Source organism: Arthrobacter sp. MMS24-S77 (assembly GCF_054888235.1).
The window spans coordinates 2,456,189-2,475,712 of record NZ_JBTZRN010000001.1; the positions used below are offsets into that span (position 1 = coordinate 2,456,189).

Genomic DNA, 19,524 nt, shown 5'->3' on the forward strand with positions numbered 1-19,524 from the left:
CGGCTCGGGCATGGCCGGTACGGGGGAGCAGTCGGGCACAGAAGACTTGTCAGAAGCGGCGGGTTCTCCATCGCGGCTTCGGTGGCGCACTCCATGGCGCGTAGCCGTGTTGTTGGCTTTGCCCTGCTTATTGCTGGTGGCGTGGTTCTTCTGGCAGTCCTGGTCCGGGCAGCCGACGATTGAGCCTCTCGTCCGAAGTTCACATGCGGGAGGAACTCCGGAAGCGGGTACGGGAAGTAAAAAAGGCGGTGTCAACGAGGCCCCGGAACCACAGGATGGAGCCCAGCTACTCACAGTCCACGTTGCGGGTGCGGTGAAGAATCCCGGGATCGTCAGAGTGCCATCCGGTGCGCGGGTGTTTGACGCAATCGCTGCGGCTGGCGGAGCGGATCCGGCAGCCGATCTGAACAGCCTCAATCTCGCGGCGGTGGTGCAGGACGCCGCGAAGATCCATGTTCCGCGGGCAGGGGAGGCGGCTCCGTCACAGCTTCCGGGGGCGGTTGGCGGGGCTCCAACAGCCGGTAACACAGGAGCCGGGACTTCTGCCGGTGGCAAAGTCGATCTCAACACCGCAACCGCCGAAGAACTCGATGCCCTGCCGAAGGTCGGCCCCGTCCTTGCCAAACGCATCGTCGAATGGCGGCAGCAACACGGCCCGTTCGCTTCCGTGGAGGACCTCGATGCGGTGGACGGTGTTGGTCCCAAGATGATGGAATCCCTTCTGCCATTGGTGACGGTTTAGGGTGCGTGGAGTCAAGGTGAGCCCGGACCGCGTAGACCTTCGGCTGGTCCCGTCTGCCGTTCTCGCGTGGGCTATTTCCGTTGGGACCGCTTTTCTACCTTCGCTGTGGACGGTAGTTGTGTGCGTGGCATTGCTCGTCGCAGTGTGTCTTCTTCTCAGCACCCTGTCCGGAGCCCCTCGAAGCTTGAGGACGTTTCCTGCCACATTGGCCATTGCGTGCTTGTTCGGAGCGGCCGTGGCCGCCCACGCCGCAATGGAGGCCGGACCACGCCAAGACGGCCCGGTTGCTGGGGCCGCGGCGTCGCGGGACTCAGTTGTCATCCACCTGGTGATTGTGGGAGAGCCGCGCGAACTGGGCACCGACTCACGTGGATCGGGACGGTGGGCCGTGCCGGCCGAAGTGATGGACATTGCAACTGACGGTCAGTTGATCCATTCCCGTACAAGAATTCTGCTTACCGGGGGACAGGGCTGGGACCAAGTGGTCACGGGACAGGAGGTCAGGACCGCTGGAAAGCTGAAGCCGGCAAAAGCAGGGCAGTCGGAGGCCGGCGTTCTCGCGGCGGCTACACCCCCTCTGGAGCCTGACGCGCGGCAGGACCCCAAAGGACGGCAAAACCCGGAAGCCCATGGCAACATTCCCCACGGTCCGGCCCAGTTGAAGAAACAATTCAGCTCCGCCGCCGAGTGGTTGCACGGCGACGCTGCCGGTCTTTTGCCCGGAATGGTCACGGGCGACACCACCGGCCTGGACGAAAGCCTGGAAGCCGCGATGAAAGCCACCGGCACCACCCACCTCACGGCCGTGAGCGGCGCAAATTGCAGCCTCATCCTCGGCGGCTTGGTGCTTTTGGCCAGAAGCTTGCGGCTTCCCAGGAGCGCCTCGGCAATCGTGGCGCTTGCGGGCTTGGCGGCCTTTGTCATGATGGTCGGCCCGGATGCGAGCGTCCTCAGGGCAGCCGTCATGGGTGCTATTGGCCTTACAGCCCTTAGCGGGGGGCGGCGGGGCCGGAGCCTGGGGTTCCTCTGCCTCGCGATCACTGGTCTGCTCATTCTGGATCCTTCACTTGGCATGAGCGTGGGTTTCCTCTTGTCGGTCCTCGCCACGCTGGGAATCGTCCTCTTGGCAAAGCCCATCGCATCCTGGGCTCCAGCTTGGGTGCCTTCCTGGATCGCTTCGGCCATTGCCGTTCCCCTGTCAGCGCAGCTCCTGTGCAGCCCGGTGATTGTTGCCCTGCAGCCACAATTCTCCAGCTACTCATTGCTGACGAATATCGCAGTTGCTCCGTTTGTCGCACCCGTGACGATCCTGGGGACCATTGCCGTCCCCCTCGTTCCGTTGGTCCCCTGGCTTGCAGCCATTCCTATGGCCATTGCCGGAGCGAGCGCGGGAATGGTAGCGGTCATCGCCAGGCTTTTCGCAGGACTTCCTGGAGCGGCCCTGCCCTGGCCGGAAGGTCCCATGGGAATTACCACCATGCTCCTGTGGTCTGTCGTGACCATCCTGCTGGTGTGGCTGGTCCTGCACCCAGCGTGGGCAAGCAACGCAGTGTTGGCTTTGCACCGCTGGTTGGTGTTCCTCATGGCCACCGGTGAGTCGGCTGTCCGTCGCCGATGGGCCAAGGGCCATTCCGGGGGCTCGCCGACGCCCGGGAGGCGGGCCGCGGGCTTGAGGATCACCACCGAGGACGCTGAACGTGGGAGACTGGGACTCTGCAAAAACCCTTCTGGAAGGAAGCAACATTGGCTGCTGCCCAGGTCTCCAAGGCTAAGACTTCCCCGGCGAACACCGCCAGCTGGCGGGACGTTACCCCGTCCGCCGTAGTGCTCATTACCGGCCCTGAGGAGTACCTCGGAATCCGTGCCATGGATCGGATCCGTTCCCAAGTGCGGACCATCGCGCCCGATGTGGAAATCAGCAAGCTCAACGCGGGAAGCTACGAGTCCGGTTCCCTGGCCATGACTGTCACGCCGTCGTTGTTCGATGAGGCCAAACTCATCGAGATCGAGGGCCTCGAGTCCATGAACGATGCCTTTCTTACCGATGCCCTGACTTACCTTGCACATCCTGAGAATGACGTCGTGCTGGTCCTTCGCCACGGCGGCGGAGTACGTGGCAAGAAGCTCCTGGACGCCATCAAGTCCTCCGGATGGCCGGTTGTGGATTGCCAGCCCTTGAAGAAGGATGCCGAGAAAACAGCGTTCGTCGTCTCGGAATTCAAGGCGGGCGGCCGCCGCATCGAAGCGGAAGCTGTCCAGGCGCTCGTCAATGCAGTCGGTTCCAGCCTCTCTGAACTCGCGGCAGCATGCAACCAGCTCATCGCGGATGCCACCACCGCGGTGGACGCAGCCACGGTGGAGCGCTACTACGGTGGCCGCGTGGAAGCCACTGCCTTCAGGGTTGCGGACGCCGCCATGGCCGGCAACGGCCCGCAGGCCCTGTCCAGCCTCCGGCATGCACTCGCCACCGGGGTTGACCCCGTGCCGCTGGTTGCCGCCCTTGCCGCGAAACTCCGCACCCTTGCCAAGGTCGCCGGAGCCCAGGGCTCTTCGGCACAGATCGCCAAGCAGCTTGGCATGCAGCCCTGGCTGGTGGAACAGGCGCAGCGGGACGTCCGGCGCTGGACCCCTGAAGGCCTCATCCGCTCTATCCAAGTTACGGCTGAAGCGGATGCCCAGGTGAAAGGCCTCTCGCGGGATCCGGTATACGCGGTGGAGCACGCTGTAACGGTCATTGCCACCTCGGCCCGGGGACGCTAGCCCACCCACGACGCCCAAGTTGTCCGGCGCTACGCGAAATTCTTGGGGACGCCCGAATACCGGCGTCACTGGTCCATTTCCGCGTCGTGAGTTGAGTTCGGGCGAGATGGGCCCACGAATCTTAAATACCTGAGGCCGGCACCCATGGGTGCCGGCCTCAGGTTCAGCTCAGTCGAACTGGAAAAACCTTAGAGTGCGTTGACCTTTTTGGAGATCGCCGACTTGCGGTTTGCAGCGTTGTTCTTGTGAATAACGCCCTTGCTGACAGCCTTGTCCAGCTTACGGCTGGCAGCAACAAGAGCCTTTGCAGCGGCATCCTTGTCCGTGGACTCAACGGCGGTGGCAACGGCGCGGATGGCCGTCTTCAGCTCAGACTTGACAGCGTTGTTGCGCAGGCGAGCCTTCTCGTTGGTGAGGATGCGCTTCTTCTGGGACTTGATATTAGCCACGTGTGTGAACTCTTCTTTAATGCGGAAATGGTCTAGAGGGTTTTCAGGTTGGCCATCGACTGAGCGGCGTGGGGATGCCTATGGCAGCCAACCATGAGTGGCCGTCGACCTGCACGGACACACAGCCATAAATATTATCAGACTCGGCGCTTTTCCGGGGATTTGGCGTCTACGCCGAGTCGTGTTGCCCGCGCAGCCGACGCGCCACTAGTTGGAAATTGCGTTTGTCCAGGATGGCGCCCTCACGCCGGATGTCGGCAGGGTGGACGCGAACCACCCGGTCCACTTTGACTTCGCTGGGCCGCCCGCGGGGGTCCCAGGCGCCGGTACCGATGTCGACGTAGTCACCTGACCGACGGTCGCTATCGTGGTCTTTGCTGGTGAGCATCAGCCCCAGCAGCCACCCGCCGTCGTGCCCTATCAAAAGAACCGGCCGATCCTTGCCCTGGGAATAGTCCTCTTCGTAGGGGACCCAGGACCACACGATCTCTCCGGGGTCGGGCTTGCCGTCGGGATTGGGGGAGTAGCGCGGAGACACCGCGCCCCGGAAGTCGCCCGGATAGGGGCGGGAAAGCTGCCCGACGCCGGTGCTAGCGTTCCGGGGGCGGTTTGCCCCCGCCGACGCCCGGGTTTTCGGTGACTGGCGGGGTCCTGTACCGGCGGGCGCTCCGATGATCCGTCGAAGGTAACCCAAAGAGCCGTTGATGAGTCTGCCAAGCAAATGTGTGTCCGATGCCATGGCACCACCGTACTTTCCATTGCCATCCTGCGTCGCCCACAATGCAACGGCGCCTGATCACAGTGCACAACCGGCGTCGTGTTCATGGGAGACTATAAGTTCAGATATGCGGCATCGGCCGGATTGGTCCAGACCAGTCCGGGGTTCGGCCGTGTGAGTGTCGACAGTAAGGACCCTGCGTGTCTCCCATGGCCCGCACCGCACCGGTGCCCGCCGCGACAGATCCGGCCATCATCCGGAACTTCTGCATCATCGCCCATATCGACCACGGTAAGTCCACCTTGGCCGACCGCATGTTGCAGTACACCGGCGTCGTTAAGTCCCGCGACATGAAGGCCCAGTATCTGGACCGCATGGATATCGAACGTGAACGTGGCATCACCATCAAGTCCCAGGCCGTCCGCATGCCTTGGGAACTCGACGGCACCAGCTACGCCTTGAACATGATCGACACCCCTGGCCACGTTGACTTCACCTATGAGGTCTCCCGATCACTCGCGGCCTGTGAAGGTGCAATCCTCCTCGTGGATGCGGCACAGGGCATCGAAGCACAGACCCTGGCCAACCTCTACCTGGCGATGGAAAACAACCTCACCATCATCCCGGTGCTCAACAAGATCGACCTTCCGGCAGCCCAGCCCGAAAAGTACGCGGCGGAGCTCGCCAACCTGATCGGCGGGGACCCCGAGGACGTGCTGCGAGTGTCCGGCAAGACCGGTGCTGGTGTCGAGGCACTGCTGGACAAGATCGTCCGTGATTTGCCGGCACCTGTCGGTGACCCCAACGCTCCGGCGCGCGCCATGATTTTCGACTCCGTGTATGACACGTACCGCGGCGTGGTCACCTACGTCCGCGTGGTGGACGGCATGCTGCACCCGCGCGAGCGGATCCAGATGATGTCCACCCGGGCCACCCACGAGCTCCTGGAAATCGGCGTGAGCTCTCCGGAACCCACTCCTTCCAAGGGACTGGGCGTCGGCGAGGTCGGCTACCTGATCACTGGCGTGAAGGACGTCCGCCAGTCCAAGGTCGGCGACACCGTGACCAACCTGGCCAAGCCCGCCGCGGAATCCCTGGCTGGGTATGCCGACGCAAAGCCCATGGTCTTCTCCGGCCTGTATCCCCTGGACGGCACAGACTATCCGGTGCTTCGTGACGCGCTGGAGAAGCTGATGCTCAACGACGCCGCGCTCGTCTACGAGCCGGAGACATCGGCCGCGCTCGGCTTTGGCTTCCGCGTGGGCTTCCTGGGCCTGCTGCACCTTGAAATCACCCGTGAACGTCTGGAGCGCGAGTACAACCTGGACCTGATCTCCACCGCTCCCAACGTGGAGTACGAGGTCACGCTGGAGGACAAGCGGGTCATCCACGTCACCAACCCCAGCGAATACCCCACGGGCAAGATCTCCGAGGTCCGCGAGCCGATGGTGTCCGCCACCATTCTGGCTCCCAATGAGTTTGTCGGCGCCATCATGGAACTGTGCCAGACCCGCCGTGGCGTCATGGGCGGCATGGACTACCTCTCCGAGGATCGTGTGGAAATCCGGTACCGCCTGCCGCTTGCCGAGATCGTCTTCGACTTCTTCGACATCCTCAAGTCCAAGACCCGTGGCTACGGCTCGCTGGATTGGAAGGCCGACGGCGAGCAGGTCGCCGACCTGGTCAAGGTGGACATCATGCTCCAAGGCGAGCAGGTTGATGCCTTCAGCGCCATCACCCACCGTGACAAGGCTTACGCTTACGGCGTCATGATGACCGGCAAGTTGCGCGAGCTCATTCCGCGCCAACAGTTCGAGGTGCCCATCCAGGCTGCCATCGGCTCGCGCATCATCGCGCGCGAAAGCATCCGCGCCATCCGTAAGGACGTCCTTGCCAAGTGCTACGGCGGTGACATCACCCGTAAGCGCAAACTTCTGGAAAAGCAGAAGGAAGGCAAGAAGCGCATGAAGATGGTGGGCCGCGTAGAGGTTCCACAGGAAGCGTTCATTGCAGCCCTGACCACCGACGAATCCAAGGACAAGGCCAAGAAGTAATGGGGCTGTTCGCCCAGAACGCGGCGGGACGGGCGCGCGGGGGACGGGTACTTGGGGGATCCTGTGCCTAGTGTCCTTCCCCTCGGAGATCCGGCACCTGCGGATGGCGTCCTGCCGCCGCAGGTGCTTGACGGTGTCGAGTCGCGCAAGTTTGGACTGTACGTCCACATACCGTTCTGCGCCGTGCGCTGCGGATACTGCGACTTCAACACCTATACCGCCACCGAGCTTGGGGGCGGCGCGTCCCAGGACGCCTACGCGTCCACGGCAATTTCGGAAGTGGAATTCGCCGTCAAGGCCATGGGCGCCTCCGGGCTCCCGCATCGGCCCCTGAGCACGGTGTTCTTCGGCGGCGGCACACCGACTCTGCTGCCTGCTGAAGATCTGGCACGCATCCTGACGGCCGCCGTCGGGCACTGGGGTCTGGAAACCGGAGCCGAAGTCACCACTGAAGCCAACCCGGACTCGGTGACCCCCGAGTCGCTCCAGTTGCTGGCCGACGCCGGCTTCACGCGGGTCTCCTTCGGCATGCAGTCAGCGGTCCCGCACGTCCTCAAGGTTCTGGACCGCACCCACACGCCGAGCCGGGTCCCGTTGGTAGTCCAATGGGCGCGCGACGCCGGCCTTGCCGTGAGCCTCGACCTGATCTACGGCACTCCAGGCGAGTCGATGGCCGATTGGCAGACTTCCTTGGAGACAGCCCTGTCCTACGAGCCGGACCACATCAGCGCCTACGCGCTGATCGTGGAAGAAGGCACCAAGCTGGCTGCCCAGATCCGGCGCGGAGAAGTCCCGGGAATCGACGACGACGATCACGCCACCAAATACGAACTCGCCGATCAACTGATCAGCGCGGCCGGTCTGGACTGGTACGAGGTCAGCAACTGGTCCCGCACGCCTGGCCAGGCGTGCAAACACAACCTTGCCTACTGGCGGGGAGACGACTGGTGGGGCATCGGACCCGGTGCGCATTCCCACATGGGCGGCGTCCGCTGGTGGAACGTCAAACACCCCACCGCCTATGCCAGCAGGCTCGGTAGCGGGGTGTCGCCGGCCGCTGGGCGAGAAACCCTCGACGCCGGAACCCGGGAAGTGGAACGCATCATGCTGGAGGCGCGCCTCGGCACCGGGCTGCAGGTCGATGCCCTCGACAAGGTGGGCCGCCACGCCGTCGCGGGCCTCATCGCGGACGGCCTGGTTGAGCCTGCGGCGGCGTTCCAAGGACGGCTGGTATTGACGCTCAAGGGGCGGCTACTGGCTGACGCCGTGGTGCGCCGCATCCTCCCGGAGTAGCCTGCTGGCGCAAGCACTAGCTGGCCCGAACACCAGCGCGCCGGGGAGCAGCGGCTACTTGATCCAGCGCAGGTTGAAGCGGTAGCGGTGCGGCTGCCCGTGGTTGACACGGATGCCGGCCGAGACCGAGAAGCAGGTCACAGCGACCCAAATTGCCGTGGCCAGAACCGCGAACAGGTTTCCAACCACCGGGAGCAAGACCAGGATGTTGGCGAGCACTGCGGCAATCGTTGGAGGCAACGTGAAGTTCAGCGCCTCTTTGGATTCCTGTGCCGTGAACGGGCCACGTTCGCGGAAAATCAGGTAGATCAGGAGCGAGGGCACACACCCAAGGATGCCGCCAAAATGCGCCAGGGTGGCCCACTGCCTGTCTTCGGAGGCCGTCAAGGGCAGCGCATTGGCAGGAACGCCGTGGTACTGGGACTGGCCCGGGGCGCCGTCCCGTTCGTCAGGAGCGTTGTCTGCCACAGTTTCTTCCTTCGAGTGTCTATCGGTGCAGTGTTGCTGTCCCAGAATACTTGCTCGGCCGGCATCAGGGGACCAACCACCGGACCAGGAGTCAGGGTACGGTCAGGAAGTCGATCACTTCCTCCACCCGTCCCAGCAAGGAGGCCTCCAAATCCGCGTAGCTGCGGACGGCGCCGAGAAGCTTCTGCCAGCCCAGCCCTACGTCCTCTGCTGTCTCGTGCGGCCAGCCGAAGGACTTCAGGATGCCGGTCTTCCAATCAGTCCCGCGGGCGATAGTGGGCCATTGCTCGATCCCCAGGACCTTGGGGCGGATGGCCTGCCAGACGTCCACATAGGGGTGGCCCACGATCAGGACGTTTCCTGCCGCGCCGGGCAGTGTCATGGCGTCGGCAGCAATCCGCGACTCTTTCGAATCCGGCACCAGGTGATCTACCAGGACTCCGAGCCTGCGGCCCGGGCCGGGAGAGAACTCGGCAATCGCCGCCTTGAGATCGTCAACGCCATGCAGGGGTTCGACGACGATTCCCTCCACCCGGAGGTCATCTCCCCAGACCTTCTCCACGAGTTCGGCGTCGTGTTTGCCTTCCACCCAGATCCGACTTGCCTTGGCGACTTGCGCGCGCTGGCCGGCAACCCGGACGGATCCCGAAGCGGTCCTGCCTGTTTGCCCGGCAACCGCTCCGGCCGCCACACGTGGCGCCGGCGGAAGAAGTTTCACCGGTTGTCCGTCGAGAAGGAATCCAAAGCCGAGCCGGAACGACTTGTTCTTTCCCCGGCGGTCTTCCAGCACCACAATGTGCATGCCGCCAGACTTTTCCACCCTGGTCACGGCCCCGACCCAACCGGACTGCACGTCTTCGATAACCATCCCGCGCTCAACGGGGACCTCGGGCAGCTGCCGCTTGGCAGGCGAGGAAAGGTCTTGCGGGCCCCAATTGTCGTAAGACACGGTCTTCACACCACTTTGCGCTAAGGGATCAATGACAGTCACGGACATTCCGCCGGACCGCGCGGGAATCATGTTCGCCGCGAGCGGTACCAATGCTAACAACGTGGTGGCTCATACTAGACTTGTTAGCACTTGGGCATGTTGAGTGCTAATTGTTGAAAATCAGGTCGCTGAGTAGTAACTGTTCAGCACTGGCTGTTGAATGGAGGTGGGCAGTGAGCGAACCACGCAAGCTTGAAGTGTTGCGCGCCATCGTGGAGGACTACGTTCACTCCCGCGAGCCCGTCGGATCCAAGGCCTTGGTAGAACGGCACCATTTGGGAGTGTCGAGCGCCACCATCCGCAACGACATGGCCCTCCTGGAAGAAGAAGGACTCATTGCCGCACCGCACACCAGTGCCGGCCGCATCCCCACGGACAAGGGCTACCGCCTGTTCGTCGATCGTATTTCCCAGGTCAAACCGCTTTCGGCCGCCGAGCGCCGGGCCATCCACTCGTTGCTTGAGGGACCCGACGACGTCGAGGACATCCTTGAGCGCACCGTTCGGCTCCTGTCCCAACTGACCAATCAGGTCGCCGTCGTGCAGTACCCGCACCTGAGCCGCGCCCGCGTACGGCACATTGAGTTCGTGCTTCTGGCTCCGCGCCAGGTCTTGGTGGTACTTATCGCCGATACGGGCAAAGTGGAGCAGGGCGTGGTACACGCAGCGGCGGATGCCACGGACGACGAGCTTATGGCCTTGCGTACGCGTTTCCTTGGAAGCATTGCCGGCTCGCAGCTTGACCTCATGCCGCAGGTCCTGCCGTCAGTAGTTGCCCTGTGCCCGCCGGCGCTCCGAGGCCTTGCCAGTGTCCTCGCCCACGGTTTGGAAAGGCTGGCTGACCGAAGCCGGGACGAACGCATAGTCATGGCAGGCACAGCCAACCTGGCCCGGTCCAACGTGGATTTCCCGCTCAGCATCGGACCGGTCCTCGAAGCCCTCGAAGAACAGGTGGTCATGTTGCGCCTGCTCTCGGACATGGCCGAAGACCCCCGCGGAGTCACCGTGAGCATTGGCCGCGAGAACCCCTACGACGGTCTCTCCGAAGCATCGGTGGTCGCCACCGGCTATGGTCCGGGAAGCAGCGCCAAGATCGGCATTCTTGGTCCTACCCGGATGGACTATCCCAACACCATGGCGGCCGTCCGCGCCGTCGCACGCTACCTTTCCCGCATTCTGGGCGGCTGACAGCCGCGGCCGGAAACCGTCTCGCAAGAAACGCAGTACAACAAGGAAGAGATACCGACTTTGAGCAGCCACTATGACGTTCTGGGCGTCTCACCGGAAGCAACCGGCGAGGAGATCAAGAAGGCCTACCGAAAGCTCGCCCGTAAGCTGCACCCCGATGTGAATCCCGGGGAAGGCGCCGCCGAGGAATTCAAAGCCGTGACCCACGCCTACGAGGTCCTCTCCGACCCCCAGAAGCGCCGCGTGTATGACGCCACGGGCAACGAGAACGGCACCGACAACGGCTTCGGTGGAGGCTACGCGGGCCAGGGGTTCGCGTTCCAGGACATCTTCGACACCTTCTTCGGCGGAGGTGGCGGCGGCATGCAGGGACCGGCATCACGTATGCGCCGAGGCCAGGACGCCCTGATCAGTGTCCGCATCGATTTGCGCGAGGCCGTCTTCGGCGTCAACAAGAAGCTTGAAGTGGATACCGCGGTCGTCTGTCCCACATGCGAAGGCTCATGCTGCCGGGCAGGCACCCACCCGGAGCGCTGCGACATTTGCGGCGGCTCGGGTCAGGTTCAGCGCGCAGTCCGCTCGATCCTCGGCCAAGTCATGACTTCCGCACCGTGTGGTTCATGTGAAGGTTTCGGATCGATCATCAAAGATCCCTGCAATGAGTGCAGCGGCCAGGGCCGCATCCGCAGCCGCCGTTCGCTCACCGTCAAAGTGCCGGGTGGAGTGGCTACCGGAACGCGGATCCAGCTGTCGTCCCAAGGCGAAGCAGGTCCCGCGGGCGGCCCTTCCGGTGATCTCTACGTGGAGATCCGCGTCAACACTGATTCCACCTACATACGTGAGGGCGATGATCTTCACGCAACCCTGAGCGTCCCCATGACCGCCGCGGCATTGGGTACCGAGCTGCAGCTGGATACCTTCGATGGTCCCCAGGAGATTGATGTCAAGGCCGGCACGCAATCCGGCGAAGTCATCACTTTGCGTGGACTCGGCGTCACCCATCTCCGCGGTTACGGCCGGGGAGACCTCAAGGTACACCTGCACGTCGAGACGCCCGGGAAGATCGACGCGGCGCAGGAAGAGTTGCTGCGCCAGCTTGCCAAATTGCGCGGCGAACAGTTCACCGAGGGCAAGCTCGTAGCGAGCGGCGGTATGTTCGCGAAGCTGCGGGACAAGCTCGGTAACCTGTAGCGGTGAGCAACCCCGTATTTTTCACGCCCGCCGGGACGCTTGACGGGCTCGGGCCGGGTGACACGTTCGTGCTCGACGGCGCCGAGGCAAGGCATGCTGTCACCGTCAAGCGCCTGGAAATCGGCGAAGCGGTCGACATTGCCGACGGCGCCGGAAAGCGGCTTACGGGTACAGTGACCGAGTCCGGGAAGGGAACCCTGACAGTCCTTGCCTCCGCTGTCGAGGAGGAGCACCAGCCTATTGTGCGGCTCGTTCTAGTCCAGGCCCTCGCCAAGGGGGACCGCGATGAGCTCGCCGTCGAGACGGCAACGGAACTCGGGATCGACGCCGTGGTGCCCTGGCAGGCGGAACGTTCCATTGTCCGTTGGAAGGGGGAGCGGGCAGCCAAAGCCCACGCGAAGTGGCAATCCGTGGCCACTGCAGCGGCCAAACAGGCGCGGCGCGCGTGGATTCCGGAGGTGCGTGCCGCCGTCGACGGCTCGGGCTTGGCGGCGGCTGTTGCCGCGGCTGATCTGGCGATCATCCTGCACGAGGATGCAAAGCGCCCGCTGCGGGATGTTCTGGAGAAGTGGCACGATCAGCTTTCTGGCCATGACTCCGGAGCGGGGCGCGAGGTCCTGCTCATCGTGGGTCCGGAGGGCGGCATTTCGCCGCGCGAAGTGACCAAACTGAGCGACGTCGGCGCTGTCACCGCTCTCTTGGGGCACCACGTACTACGCTCATCGACCGCGGGCCCGGCCGCCGTCGTGCTGGCCAGCGACATTCTGGGGCGCTGGTAGGAAATCGCCGGGGCGCTGCCCACGTCGCCTAGCCCGTCGCAGGGCTAGCGGTCCACGTACCTGGTCAGCGGACGTTGAAAGAACGGGTGTCCGTGGAGACGTCGGCGTCGCCGGGACCCACCATGGAAACGCGCAGCTCGTAGCGGCCGTCTCCGAGGCCCACAGTGAAGTTGAAGGCGCCACCTTGCCCCGGTACGGCCGAAGCGGTGGCCTGGCCGGCCAGGTACGATGTCTTCTCGCCGCTTGAGTTCTCGCGGAGGATCTGCCAATGCAGTTTCTTCGAGGGGTCCGTGCTACGCCCATTGAACTTGACCGGACCAGCAGGGAGGGTCAGATCCTCCTGCGGGTCAATGATCCAAACGGGTGCCACCATAGTTGCGTCCCGGACCATCGGATCACCTAGCTTGACCTGGCCGAACGCCATGTAATCCGTGTGCCCGTCGACCAGGATGGTCACCTTGATCAGCTGTCCGGAGTCGATCAACCCTGAGCTAGCCGCAGCAGCGGTAGCGGTGTAGACGAGTTGCTGGACCGCCCGCTGCGCCATTCCGGCGTCGAGGTTGGAATTGAACGCGTCGCGGGAAACGTCGACCGTGACTACGTTCTTCCCGGAAATCGAGGTCGCAAGGTCGCTCGGATTTTGCCATGGCGTGAAGAAATCGTGATCCAACGGCTTCTGGGACATCATGATCCGCAGGGCAGTGGTGATGGGGTTCTCGTTGCCCGGGTTGTCACGAAATTCGCGGTACAGGAAGATATCCGTGTCGCTACGACCGATCCAGTACACCGGAATCTTGTTTGACGCCTGGGTTGTCTCAAGCGGCGCATTGGTGGCGGGTGCCGCCTGCAGGGCGGCGGACGGAGTGGGGACCGGCGTCGTTGATCCCTGTTCCGAACGGTCAGCAACGCAACCTGAAAGAATAAAGGCAGCCGACAGCGCGGACACAAGCATGGCGGAACGTCTCCGGATGCGTGTGTCCTCTGGAATGCCGGCTGGCCTGGTAATAGTGGATTCCTGCTCGTATCGGCCGCTGTCGTGCGGGGAGTCATACGCCCGAAGACCGGGTGCAGGGCATTTTGCCCATGAATCAGCTTGTCATAGTCCCTGCGGCGCTTGCTGGCGTTTCCACCCTCCGACGGCAACTGCAATGCGATTGATACGAGGTCGATACGGAGTTGATACCAAAGCGGCGGAAATCGGGCGCGTGCGGCTCTCCCGCGCATGGTCTGGAACCACCCTCCAGACTGGCTGGCGTAGGATTGGAAGCAATCCGAGGCCCGCGATCCTGCGCCCATCCAGCGAACGGAAATCGGAGCAAATCGATGGACATAACCAAGCCGGAGGAGCACAGGCCGCAAGGCCAGCACTATGACAGAATCATTGAACGGGCGGCCCAGGGCCGGCAGCGTTGACACAGGTCCGGCCGAGTTCGCACACTCTGTCCCGGGCGCCCGGACGGAAGTTGTTGTTTTCGACAACTCTGATCAGATGGTTCAGACCCTCGGCAGTCATGACGAGGCACTGCGCTACATTGAAGCCCAGTTCCCCGGCATCGACTTCCATGTGCGCGGCAACGAACTCTCCTTCAGCGGACCATCCGACGATGTTCCCCGGATCATGCGCCTCCTGGAGGAGGTCCGAGGTTTGGTGGGCAAGGGAACGGTTATCACCCCGGACGTACTCCAACAGCTCGTTTCCCTGTTGCGCAGCCAGTCCCTCCAAAATCCCGTGGAAGTGCTGACCCACAACATCCTTTCCAGCCGCGGACGCACCATTCGCCCCAAGACGCTGAACCAGAAGAGCTACGTCGACGCCATTGACGACAACACCGTGATCTTCGGGATCGGTCCCGCGGGCACCGGCAAGACGTACTTGGCCGTAGCCAAGGCCGTGCAGGCGTTGCAGCTCAAGGAAGTCAGCCGCATCATCCTCACTCGGCCAGCCGTCGAGGCAGGGGAGCGCCTCGGCTTCCTGCCGGGAACGCTGAGCGACAAGATCGACCCATATCTGCGACCTTTGTACGACGCTTTGCACGACATGATGGACCCGGAATCGATCCCGCGCCTCATGGCTGCCGGGACCATTGAAGTAGCGCCACTTGCGTATATGCGCGGCCGCACGCTCAACGACGCCTTCATCATCCTTGATGAGGCACAGAACACAACCGCCCAACAGATGAAGATGTTCCTGACGCGCCTTGGTTTCGGTTCCAAGATGGTAGTCACGGGGGATGTCACCCAGGTGGATCTGCCCTTTGGAGCCACTTCCGGCCTGCGCATCGTCCAGGAAATCCTCAGTGGGATCGACGGCGTGAACTTCACGATGTTGGACGCTTCCGACGTCGTCAGGCACCGGCTGGTCGCCGATATTGTGTCCGCCTACAGCATTTGGGACGAAAAGCACCGGGTCCGTGCACAGCACGCGGCCGCGCATGACAAACGGGGAGAACACAGATGAGCATCGAGGTCAACAACGAGTCCGGCGTCCAGGTGGACGAAGCACAACTGGTGACGCTTTCGCGTTTCATCTTTGAGAAGCTCTACATCCACCCCCAAGCTGAACTTTCCATCCTGCTGGTGGACGAACCCGCCATGGAAAAGCTCCACATCGAGCTCATGGACGAACCCGGCGCAACCGATGTCCTGTCTGTTCCCATGGATGAGCTGACGCCGGGAACACCAGGGAAGCCGACGCCACAGGGCATGTTGGGCGACATCGCGATCTGCCCGCAAGTGGCCGAGGTACAAGCGCGCAACGCCGGTCATTCAACGCAGGATGAAATGCTCCTGCTCTGCACGCACGGAATCCTTCACCTGCTCGGTTTCGACCACGCTGAGCCGGAGGAGAAGGAAGAAATGTTCGGCCTGCAGCGAGAGCTGCTGTCCGCGTTCCTCGGCAAGGACGCCCCCATGGAGACCATGCAGTGACCTCACTCATCCTGGTCGGCATGGCGTTGGTGTTCCTCAGCTTCGTCGCCCTGTTGACTGCGGCGGAGGCTGCCTTCACCTTCCTGCCGCGCCACGAGGCAGAGCAGGCTGTCGTCAAAAGCCGAGGGGATTCGCTCCGAAGTATCCTCGCCCAACCCGTTGCCCACATACGGGCACTGCGATTCTGGCGGGTCTGGTTCGAGATGGCGGCAGCGGTGGCCGTCGCCGTGGTCATGCACAGTCTCCTCGACAACGTTTGGCTTGCCGGACTGGCGGCGACGGGCATCATGGCCGTCATCGGTTTCGTCTTGGTGGGAGTCTCGCCTCGTCAACTCGGGCGCGCCAACTCAGGCGGCGTGGTCCGCTTCTCGGCGCCCCTCATCAGGTTCCTGTGCTGGATACTGGGGCCCATTCCCGGCTGGCTCGTAGCGATCGGCAGCGCGGTGGCGCCCGGGGCTCCCAGCGGTGATGAAGCCTTCTTCAGCGAAGAAGAGTTCCGTGAACTCGTCGACAGGGCAACGGAATCGGACATGATCGAGGACAGCGAGGCCGAACTCATCCAGTCGGTCTTCGACTTCGGCGACACGTTGGTCCGCTCGGTGATGGTCCCTCGAACGGACATTGTGAGCATCGAGTCGGGTTCCAGCCTGGAGCAGGCGATGGCCTTGTTCCTGCGTTCCGGCTACTCGAGGATTCCCGTTATCGGCGAGAACGCAGATCAGATCCGCGGCATTCTTTATCTGAAGGACGTCGCCGCCGCATTGCATCGTCCGGAGCAGCCTTCGGTCCTCCCGGACGTGGACGCCATAGCCCGCGAGGCCCGTTTCGTTCCGGAATCCAAGCCCGTCAGCGACCTCCTCAGCGAGCTTCAGCAAGAGTCCACCCACGTGGCCGTGGTTATTGACGAATACGGCGGCACGGCGGGACTGGTGACCCTGGAGGACCTCATCGAAGAAATCGTCGGGGAGATCGTGGACGAATACGACTCCACCGACGTTGAGGTCACTGATCTGGGTGATGGCACGTACCGTGTCAGTTCACGGATGAGCATCGACGATCTCGGCGAGCTTTTCGATCTTGACCTCGACGACGACGAGGTGGACACCGTGGGAGGCCTGCTCGCCAAGACCCTGGGCAAGGTGCCGATTGTAGGCAGTGCGGTAGAGGTGGATGGAATCTCCTTGAAAGCCGATAGGCTGGAAGGCCGGCGAAACCGGGTCAGCCATATCATTGCGGCAGCCATTCCAAAAGAAGACACTGACCTTGAAGACCTTCTCGACGAGGCCGACACAACGCAACAGGGAGTTCCACGTGAGCAAGCACAATAAGAAGTTCGAAGCCGATCAGGACTTCGGCGGCTTCCACGCAGGCTTCTCGGTTCTAGTGGGCCGTCCGAACGCCGGCAAGTCGACCCTCACCAACGCTTTGGTTGGCCAGAAAGTGGCAATCACCTCGGCAAAGCCGCAGACCACCCGGCACACGATCCGCGGCATTGTCCATCGCGAAGACGCCCAGCTGATCCTCGTGGACACTCCGGGTTTGCACCGCCCCCGGACCCTTCTGGGCAAGCGCCTCAACGATCTCGTAGCGGACACCCTCTCGGAAGTGGATGCCATTGGGTTTTGTCTGCCGGCCAACGAGAAGATCGGTCCGGGTGACAAGTACATTGCCGCGCAGCTCGCTGCCGTTGGACGCAAGCCCATCATCGCCATTGTCACCAAGACGGACCTCGTGGACCGTCAGGCCCTGACCGAGCAGCTCCTGGCGGTCGCGGCGCTGGGCCGGGAAGTGCTCGGCGGGCAAGGGTGGGCGGACATCGTTCCGGTCTCCGCGACAGACGGCTTCCAGGTCAATACCGTTGCCGATGTCCTCATTGGGCACATGCCCGCTTCTCCACCTCTTTACCCGGACGGTGAACTCACGGATGAACCTGAGGCCGTCATGGTCGCCGAGCTCATTCGCGAAGCCGCATTGGAAGGTGTCCGGGACGAACTCCCGCACTCCCTGGCAGTGGTGGTGGAGGAAATCCTGCCCCGCGAAGGCCGCTCCGAAGACAACCCGCTCCTTGACGTACGGGTCAATCTCTACGTTGAGCGCCCGTCCCAAAAGGCCATCATCATAGGCAAGGCGGGAAGCCGCTTGCGGGAGGTCGGAACGAACGCCCGCAAGGGGATCGAGGCCCTCCTCGGAACCAAGATCTACCTCGACCTGCACGTCAAAGTGGCCAAGGATTGGCAGCGCGATCCGAAGCAACTCGTGAAGCTGGGATTCTAGCCGCTGGGGATTTTCCCAGTTCGGGCCCGTAAAATGGCCCGAATCCCATTTTCCGAGGAAAGGTTGAGCGCGTAGTGCGACGTCGCGATGCACGCGTACAGGAGCCCGGCACCATTGGTGCGCGCGGCGCTGCACGCCACGGGGAAGCCCGCAGCACCCCCCGCCACATGAATGCGCCCAAGGGGCTCCCGCTCTGGCTCAGGATCACCGCAGTGTCGGTGTCTGTGCTGCTCGTTGCCGGCATTGCTTTCGCCGCGTACTGGGTTATCCGGTTGCAGGCGAACATCAGCAAGGCACCATTGACGGCGGGCGCCACGAGAACCGAAGCCGCGGCCAACGATGCCACGGACCGCTTGCAGATCCTCATCCTCGGTTCCGACACCCGGGATGGGAAGAACTCCCAATACGGTTCCTCACAGGACTCCACAGGCTACGGCCAGTCGGATGTCATGATGCTTCTGGACATTTCCGCGGACAACAAGAGGGTGAGCCTCACAAGTTTTCCCCGCGATCTCCTGGTGAATGTCCCGAAGTGCACCGACCCCAAAACCAACACGGTCTATGAAGCCCACCCCAACGTCATGATCAACTCAGCGATGGCTGAGGCCGGCATCGGTTGCGCAGTCGACACCGTGAACAAGCTCACCGGGCTCGAAATCGACCACTTCATGATGGCTGACTTCAACGCCGTCAAGGAACTGTCCAAAGCTGTCGGCGGAGTCGACGTGTGCGTGAGCGATGCCGTCTTCGACCCAGACTCCGGGCTCCGGCTCCCCAAGGGGACCTCGAAAGTCGAAGGCGAACAGGCATTGGCCTTCCTGAGGACCCGCCATGGTTTTGGTGATGGAAGCGACCTCGGACGCATCCAGGCGCAGCAAGGATTTCTTTCTTCGCTAACCCGCAAAGTCAAGGCTGACGGCACGCTCAGCAATCCGCAGAGCCTGCTTTCGATCGCCGATGTGGTGACCAAGAACCTCACCGTGGATAACGGCCTGGCATCCGTCCAGTCGCTCCTGACGATCGGGAGCCGCCTCAAAGACATTGACCTGTCCAAGGTGGCCTTCGTTTCGGTCCCCACCCAGCCTGCCGCCGTCGATCCCAACAGGCTCGAACTGGTCCAGCCGCAGGCCACGCAGTTGTTTTCGGCGATGCGGGCGAACCTGGACCTGACCAACCCCGGCGCCACGGCAGCTCCGTCTCCCAGTGCCTCGCCTGACCCGACGGCCGCCCCCTCATCGGGGGCACCTGAATCCAGCTCTCCCGCCGCCCCTGCCTACAACAAGGCTCTCCAAGCAGTGACTGTAGCCGACGGTTCGGGCGTTGCGTCGCGAGGCCGGGAACTCGCGGCCGCACTCATTGGCGGCGGGTTCACCAAGGCCGGCCATTTCCTGGCTGCGTCTGCTTCCAAGACGGTCGTGTACTACGGGACCGGCTATGCCGACGTTGCGCCGGACGTTGCCAGCGTGTTGGGCATTCCCGCCGCTCAAATCGAGCCGTCTCCGGGCATCGTCGGAGTCCAGGTGTATGTGGGCACCGACTTCACCACGGGAACAAAGTTCGGAATGGTTTCCGTTCCGGCCGACGTCGTCAAGCAGACTGCAGGCGACGTAAAGTGTCAGGCCGTCAACCCCGCCCTCATCACCCGGTAGTCGAGCGACAAAGCGAAGGGAGCGCTGACCACAGCTCGTGG

General features: G+C 63.0%; 18 protein-coding genes. 13 read left to right on the top strand and 5 right to left on the bottom strand.

The window, feature by feature from the left end; translation table 11 throughout:
* The first annotated feature begins 178 nt into the window (after positions 1-178).
* From ACX5I4_RS11205 to holA, 3 genes are read left to right on the top strand one after another with little or no spacing between them, the layout of a single operon-like run.
* Positions 179-742 (top strand): helix-hairpin-helix domain-containing protein, encoded by a 564-nt coding sequence (locus ACX5I4_RS11205; protein WP_461838700.1) that lies wholly within the window; start codon positions 179-181, stop codon positions 740-742.
* A 16-nt stretch (positions 743-758) separates the two neighbouring features.
* The gene (locus tag ACX5I4_RS11210) at positions 759-2,567 is read left to right on the top strand and encodes a ComEC/Rec2 family competence protein (protein ID WP_461836727.1); all 1,809 of its coding nucleotides are present in this window, start codon (positions 759-761) and stop codon (positions 2,565-2,567) included.
* Positions 2,486-3,502: a DNA polymerase III subunit delta gene (holA, locus tag ACX5I4_RS11215; RefSeq protein ID WP_461836728.1), complete on the top strand. Its 1,017-nt coding sequence runs from the start codon at positions 2,486-2,488 to the stop codon at positions 3,500-3,502. The genes ACX5I4_RS11210 and holA overlap by 82 nt, the downstream gene beginning before the upstream one ends.
* A gap of 188 nt (positions 3,503-3,690) precedes the next feature.
* Here holA and rpsT read toward each other — a convergent pair whose 3' ends face one another.
* Positions 3,691-3,951 carry a 30S ribosomal protein S20 gene (rpsT, locus tag ACX5I4_RS11220; RefSeq protein WP_028267110.1) on the bottom strand — a complete coding sequence of 87 codons (261 nt, stop codon included), beginning with the start codon at positions 3,949-3,951 and terminating at the stop codon, positions 3,691-3,693.
* 169 nt (positions 3,952-4,120) lie between these two features.
* On the bottom strand, positions 4,121-4,690 hold the full coding sequence (locus ACX5I4_RS11225; protein ID WP_461836729.1) for a type II toxin-antitoxin system PemK/MazF family toxin: 570 nt from the start codon (positions 4,688-4,690) through the stop codon (positions 4,121-4,123).
* Positions 4,691-4,869: 179 nt separating this feature from the next.
* On the opposite strand from ACX5I4_RS11225, the gene lepA reads away from it, so the two are divergent.
* The gene (lepA, locus tag ACX5I4_RS11230) at positions 4,870-6,723 is read left to right on the top strand and encodes a translation elongation factor 4 (RefSeq protein WP_461836730.1); all 1,854 of its coding nucleotides are present in this window, start codon (positions 4,870-4,872) and stop codon (positions 6,721-6,723) included.
* Between the two features lie 63 nt (positions 6,724-6,786).
* Complete coding sequence (hemW, locus tag ACX5I4_RS11235) at positions 6,787-8,016, top strand: radical SAM family heme chaperone HemW (protein ID WP_461836731.1); 1,230 nt, start codon at positions 6,787-6,789, stop codon at positions 8,014-8,016.
* Positions 8,017-8,070: 54 nt separating this feature from the next.
* Here the strand turns inward: hemW and ACX5I4_RS11240 are convergent, their stop codons facing one another.
* Together ACX5I4_RS11240 and ACX5I4_RS11245 are read right to left on the bottom strand one after the other, a co-directional pair.
* Positions 8,071-8,484, bottom strand: coding sequence for a DUF4870 domain-containing protein (locus ACX5I4_RS11240; protein ID WP_461836732.1), 414 nt, complete (start codon positions 8,482-8,484; stop codon positions 8,071-8,073).
* Positions 8,485-8,575: 91 nt separating this feature from the next.
* On the bottom strand, positions 8,576-9,433 hold the full coding sequence (locus ACX5I4_RS11245; protein WP_461836733.1) for a DUF3097 domain-containing protein: 858 nt from the start codon (positions 9,431-9,433) through the stop codon (positions 8,576-8,578).
* A 215-nt stretch (positions 9,434-9,648) separates the two neighbouring features.
* Between ACX5I4_RS11245 and hrcA the strand changes: the two genes are divergently transcribed.
* The 3 genes from hrcA to ACX5I4_RS11260 are packed head-to-tail and all read left to right on the top strand — an operon-like array spanning position 9,649 to position 12,632.
* Positions 9,649-10,662: a heat-inducible transcriptional repressor HrcA gene (gene hrcA / locus ACX5I4_RS11250; RefSeq protein WP_461836734.1), complete on the top strand. Its 1,014-nt coding sequence runs from the start codon at positions 9,649-9,651 to the stop codon at positions 10,660-10,662.
* Between the two features lie 60 nt (positions 10,663-10,722).
* Positions 10,723-11,853, top strand: a complete 1,131-nt coding sequence (gene dnaJ, locus ACX5I4_RS11255) for a molecular chaperone DnaJ (RefSeq protein WP_461836735.1) — start codon at positions 10,723-10,725, stop codon at positions 11,851-11,853.
* A 2-nt stretch (positions 11,854-11,855) separates the two neighbouring features.
* Positions 11,856-12,632: a 16S rRNA (uracil(1498)-N(3))-methyltransferase gene (locus ACX5I4_RS11260; protein WP_461836736.1), complete on the top strand. Its 777-nt coding sequence runs from the start codon at positions 11,856-11,858 to the stop codon at positions 12,630-12,632.
* 64 nt (positions 12,633-12,696) lie between these two features.
* Here the strand turns inward: ACX5I4_RS11260 and ACX5I4_RS11265 are convergent, their stop codons facing one another.
* Positions 12,697-13,584, bottom strand: a complete 888-nt coding sequence (locus tag ACX5I4_RS11265) for a GerMN domain-containing protein (RefSeq protein WP_461836737.1) — start codon at positions 13,582-13,584, stop codon at positions 12,697-12,699.
* 417 nt (positions 13,585-14,001) lie between these two features.
* On the opposite strand from ACX5I4_RS11265, the gene ACX5I4_RS11270 reads away from it, so the two are divergent.
* From ACX5I4_RS11270 to ACX5I4_RS11290, 5 genes are all read left to right on the top strand, one after another.
* Positions 14,002-15,090: a PhoH family protein gene (locus ACX5I4_RS11270; protein ID WP_461836738.1), complete on the top strand. Its 1,089-nt coding sequence runs from the start codon at positions 14,002-14,004 to the stop codon at positions 15,088-15,090.
* A complete protein-coding gene (gene ybeY, locus ACX5I4_RS11275) occupies positions 15,087-15,560 on the top strand; it encodes an rRNA maturation RNase YbeY (RefSeq protein WP_461836739.1) in 474 nt (157 codons plus the stop codon). The genes ACX5I4_RS11270 and ybeY overlap by 4 nt, the downstream gene beginning before the upstream one ends.
* Positions 15,557-16,888, top strand: coding sequence for a hemolysin family protein (locus ACX5I4_RS11280; protein ID WP_461836740.1), 1,332 nt, complete (start codon positions 15,557-15,559; stop codon positions 16,886-16,888). The genes ybeY and ACX5I4_RS11280 overlap by 4 nt, the downstream gene beginning before the upstream one ends.
* Complete coding sequence (gene era, locus ACX5I4_RS11285) at positions 16,872-17,834, top strand: GTPase Era (protein WP_461836741.1); 963 nt, start codon at positions 16,872-16,874, stop codon at positions 17,832-17,834. The genes ACX5I4_RS11280 and era overlap by 17 nt, the downstream gene beginning before the upstream one ends.
* Before the next feature lie 74 nt (positions 17,835-17,908).
* Positions 17,909-19,483, top strand: coding sequence for an LCP family protein (locus ACX5I4_RS11290; RefSeq protein WP_461836742.1), 1,575 nt, complete (start codon positions 17,909-17,911; stop codon positions 19,481-19,483).
* The last annotated feature ends 41 nt before the right edge of the window (positions 19,484-19,524 follow it).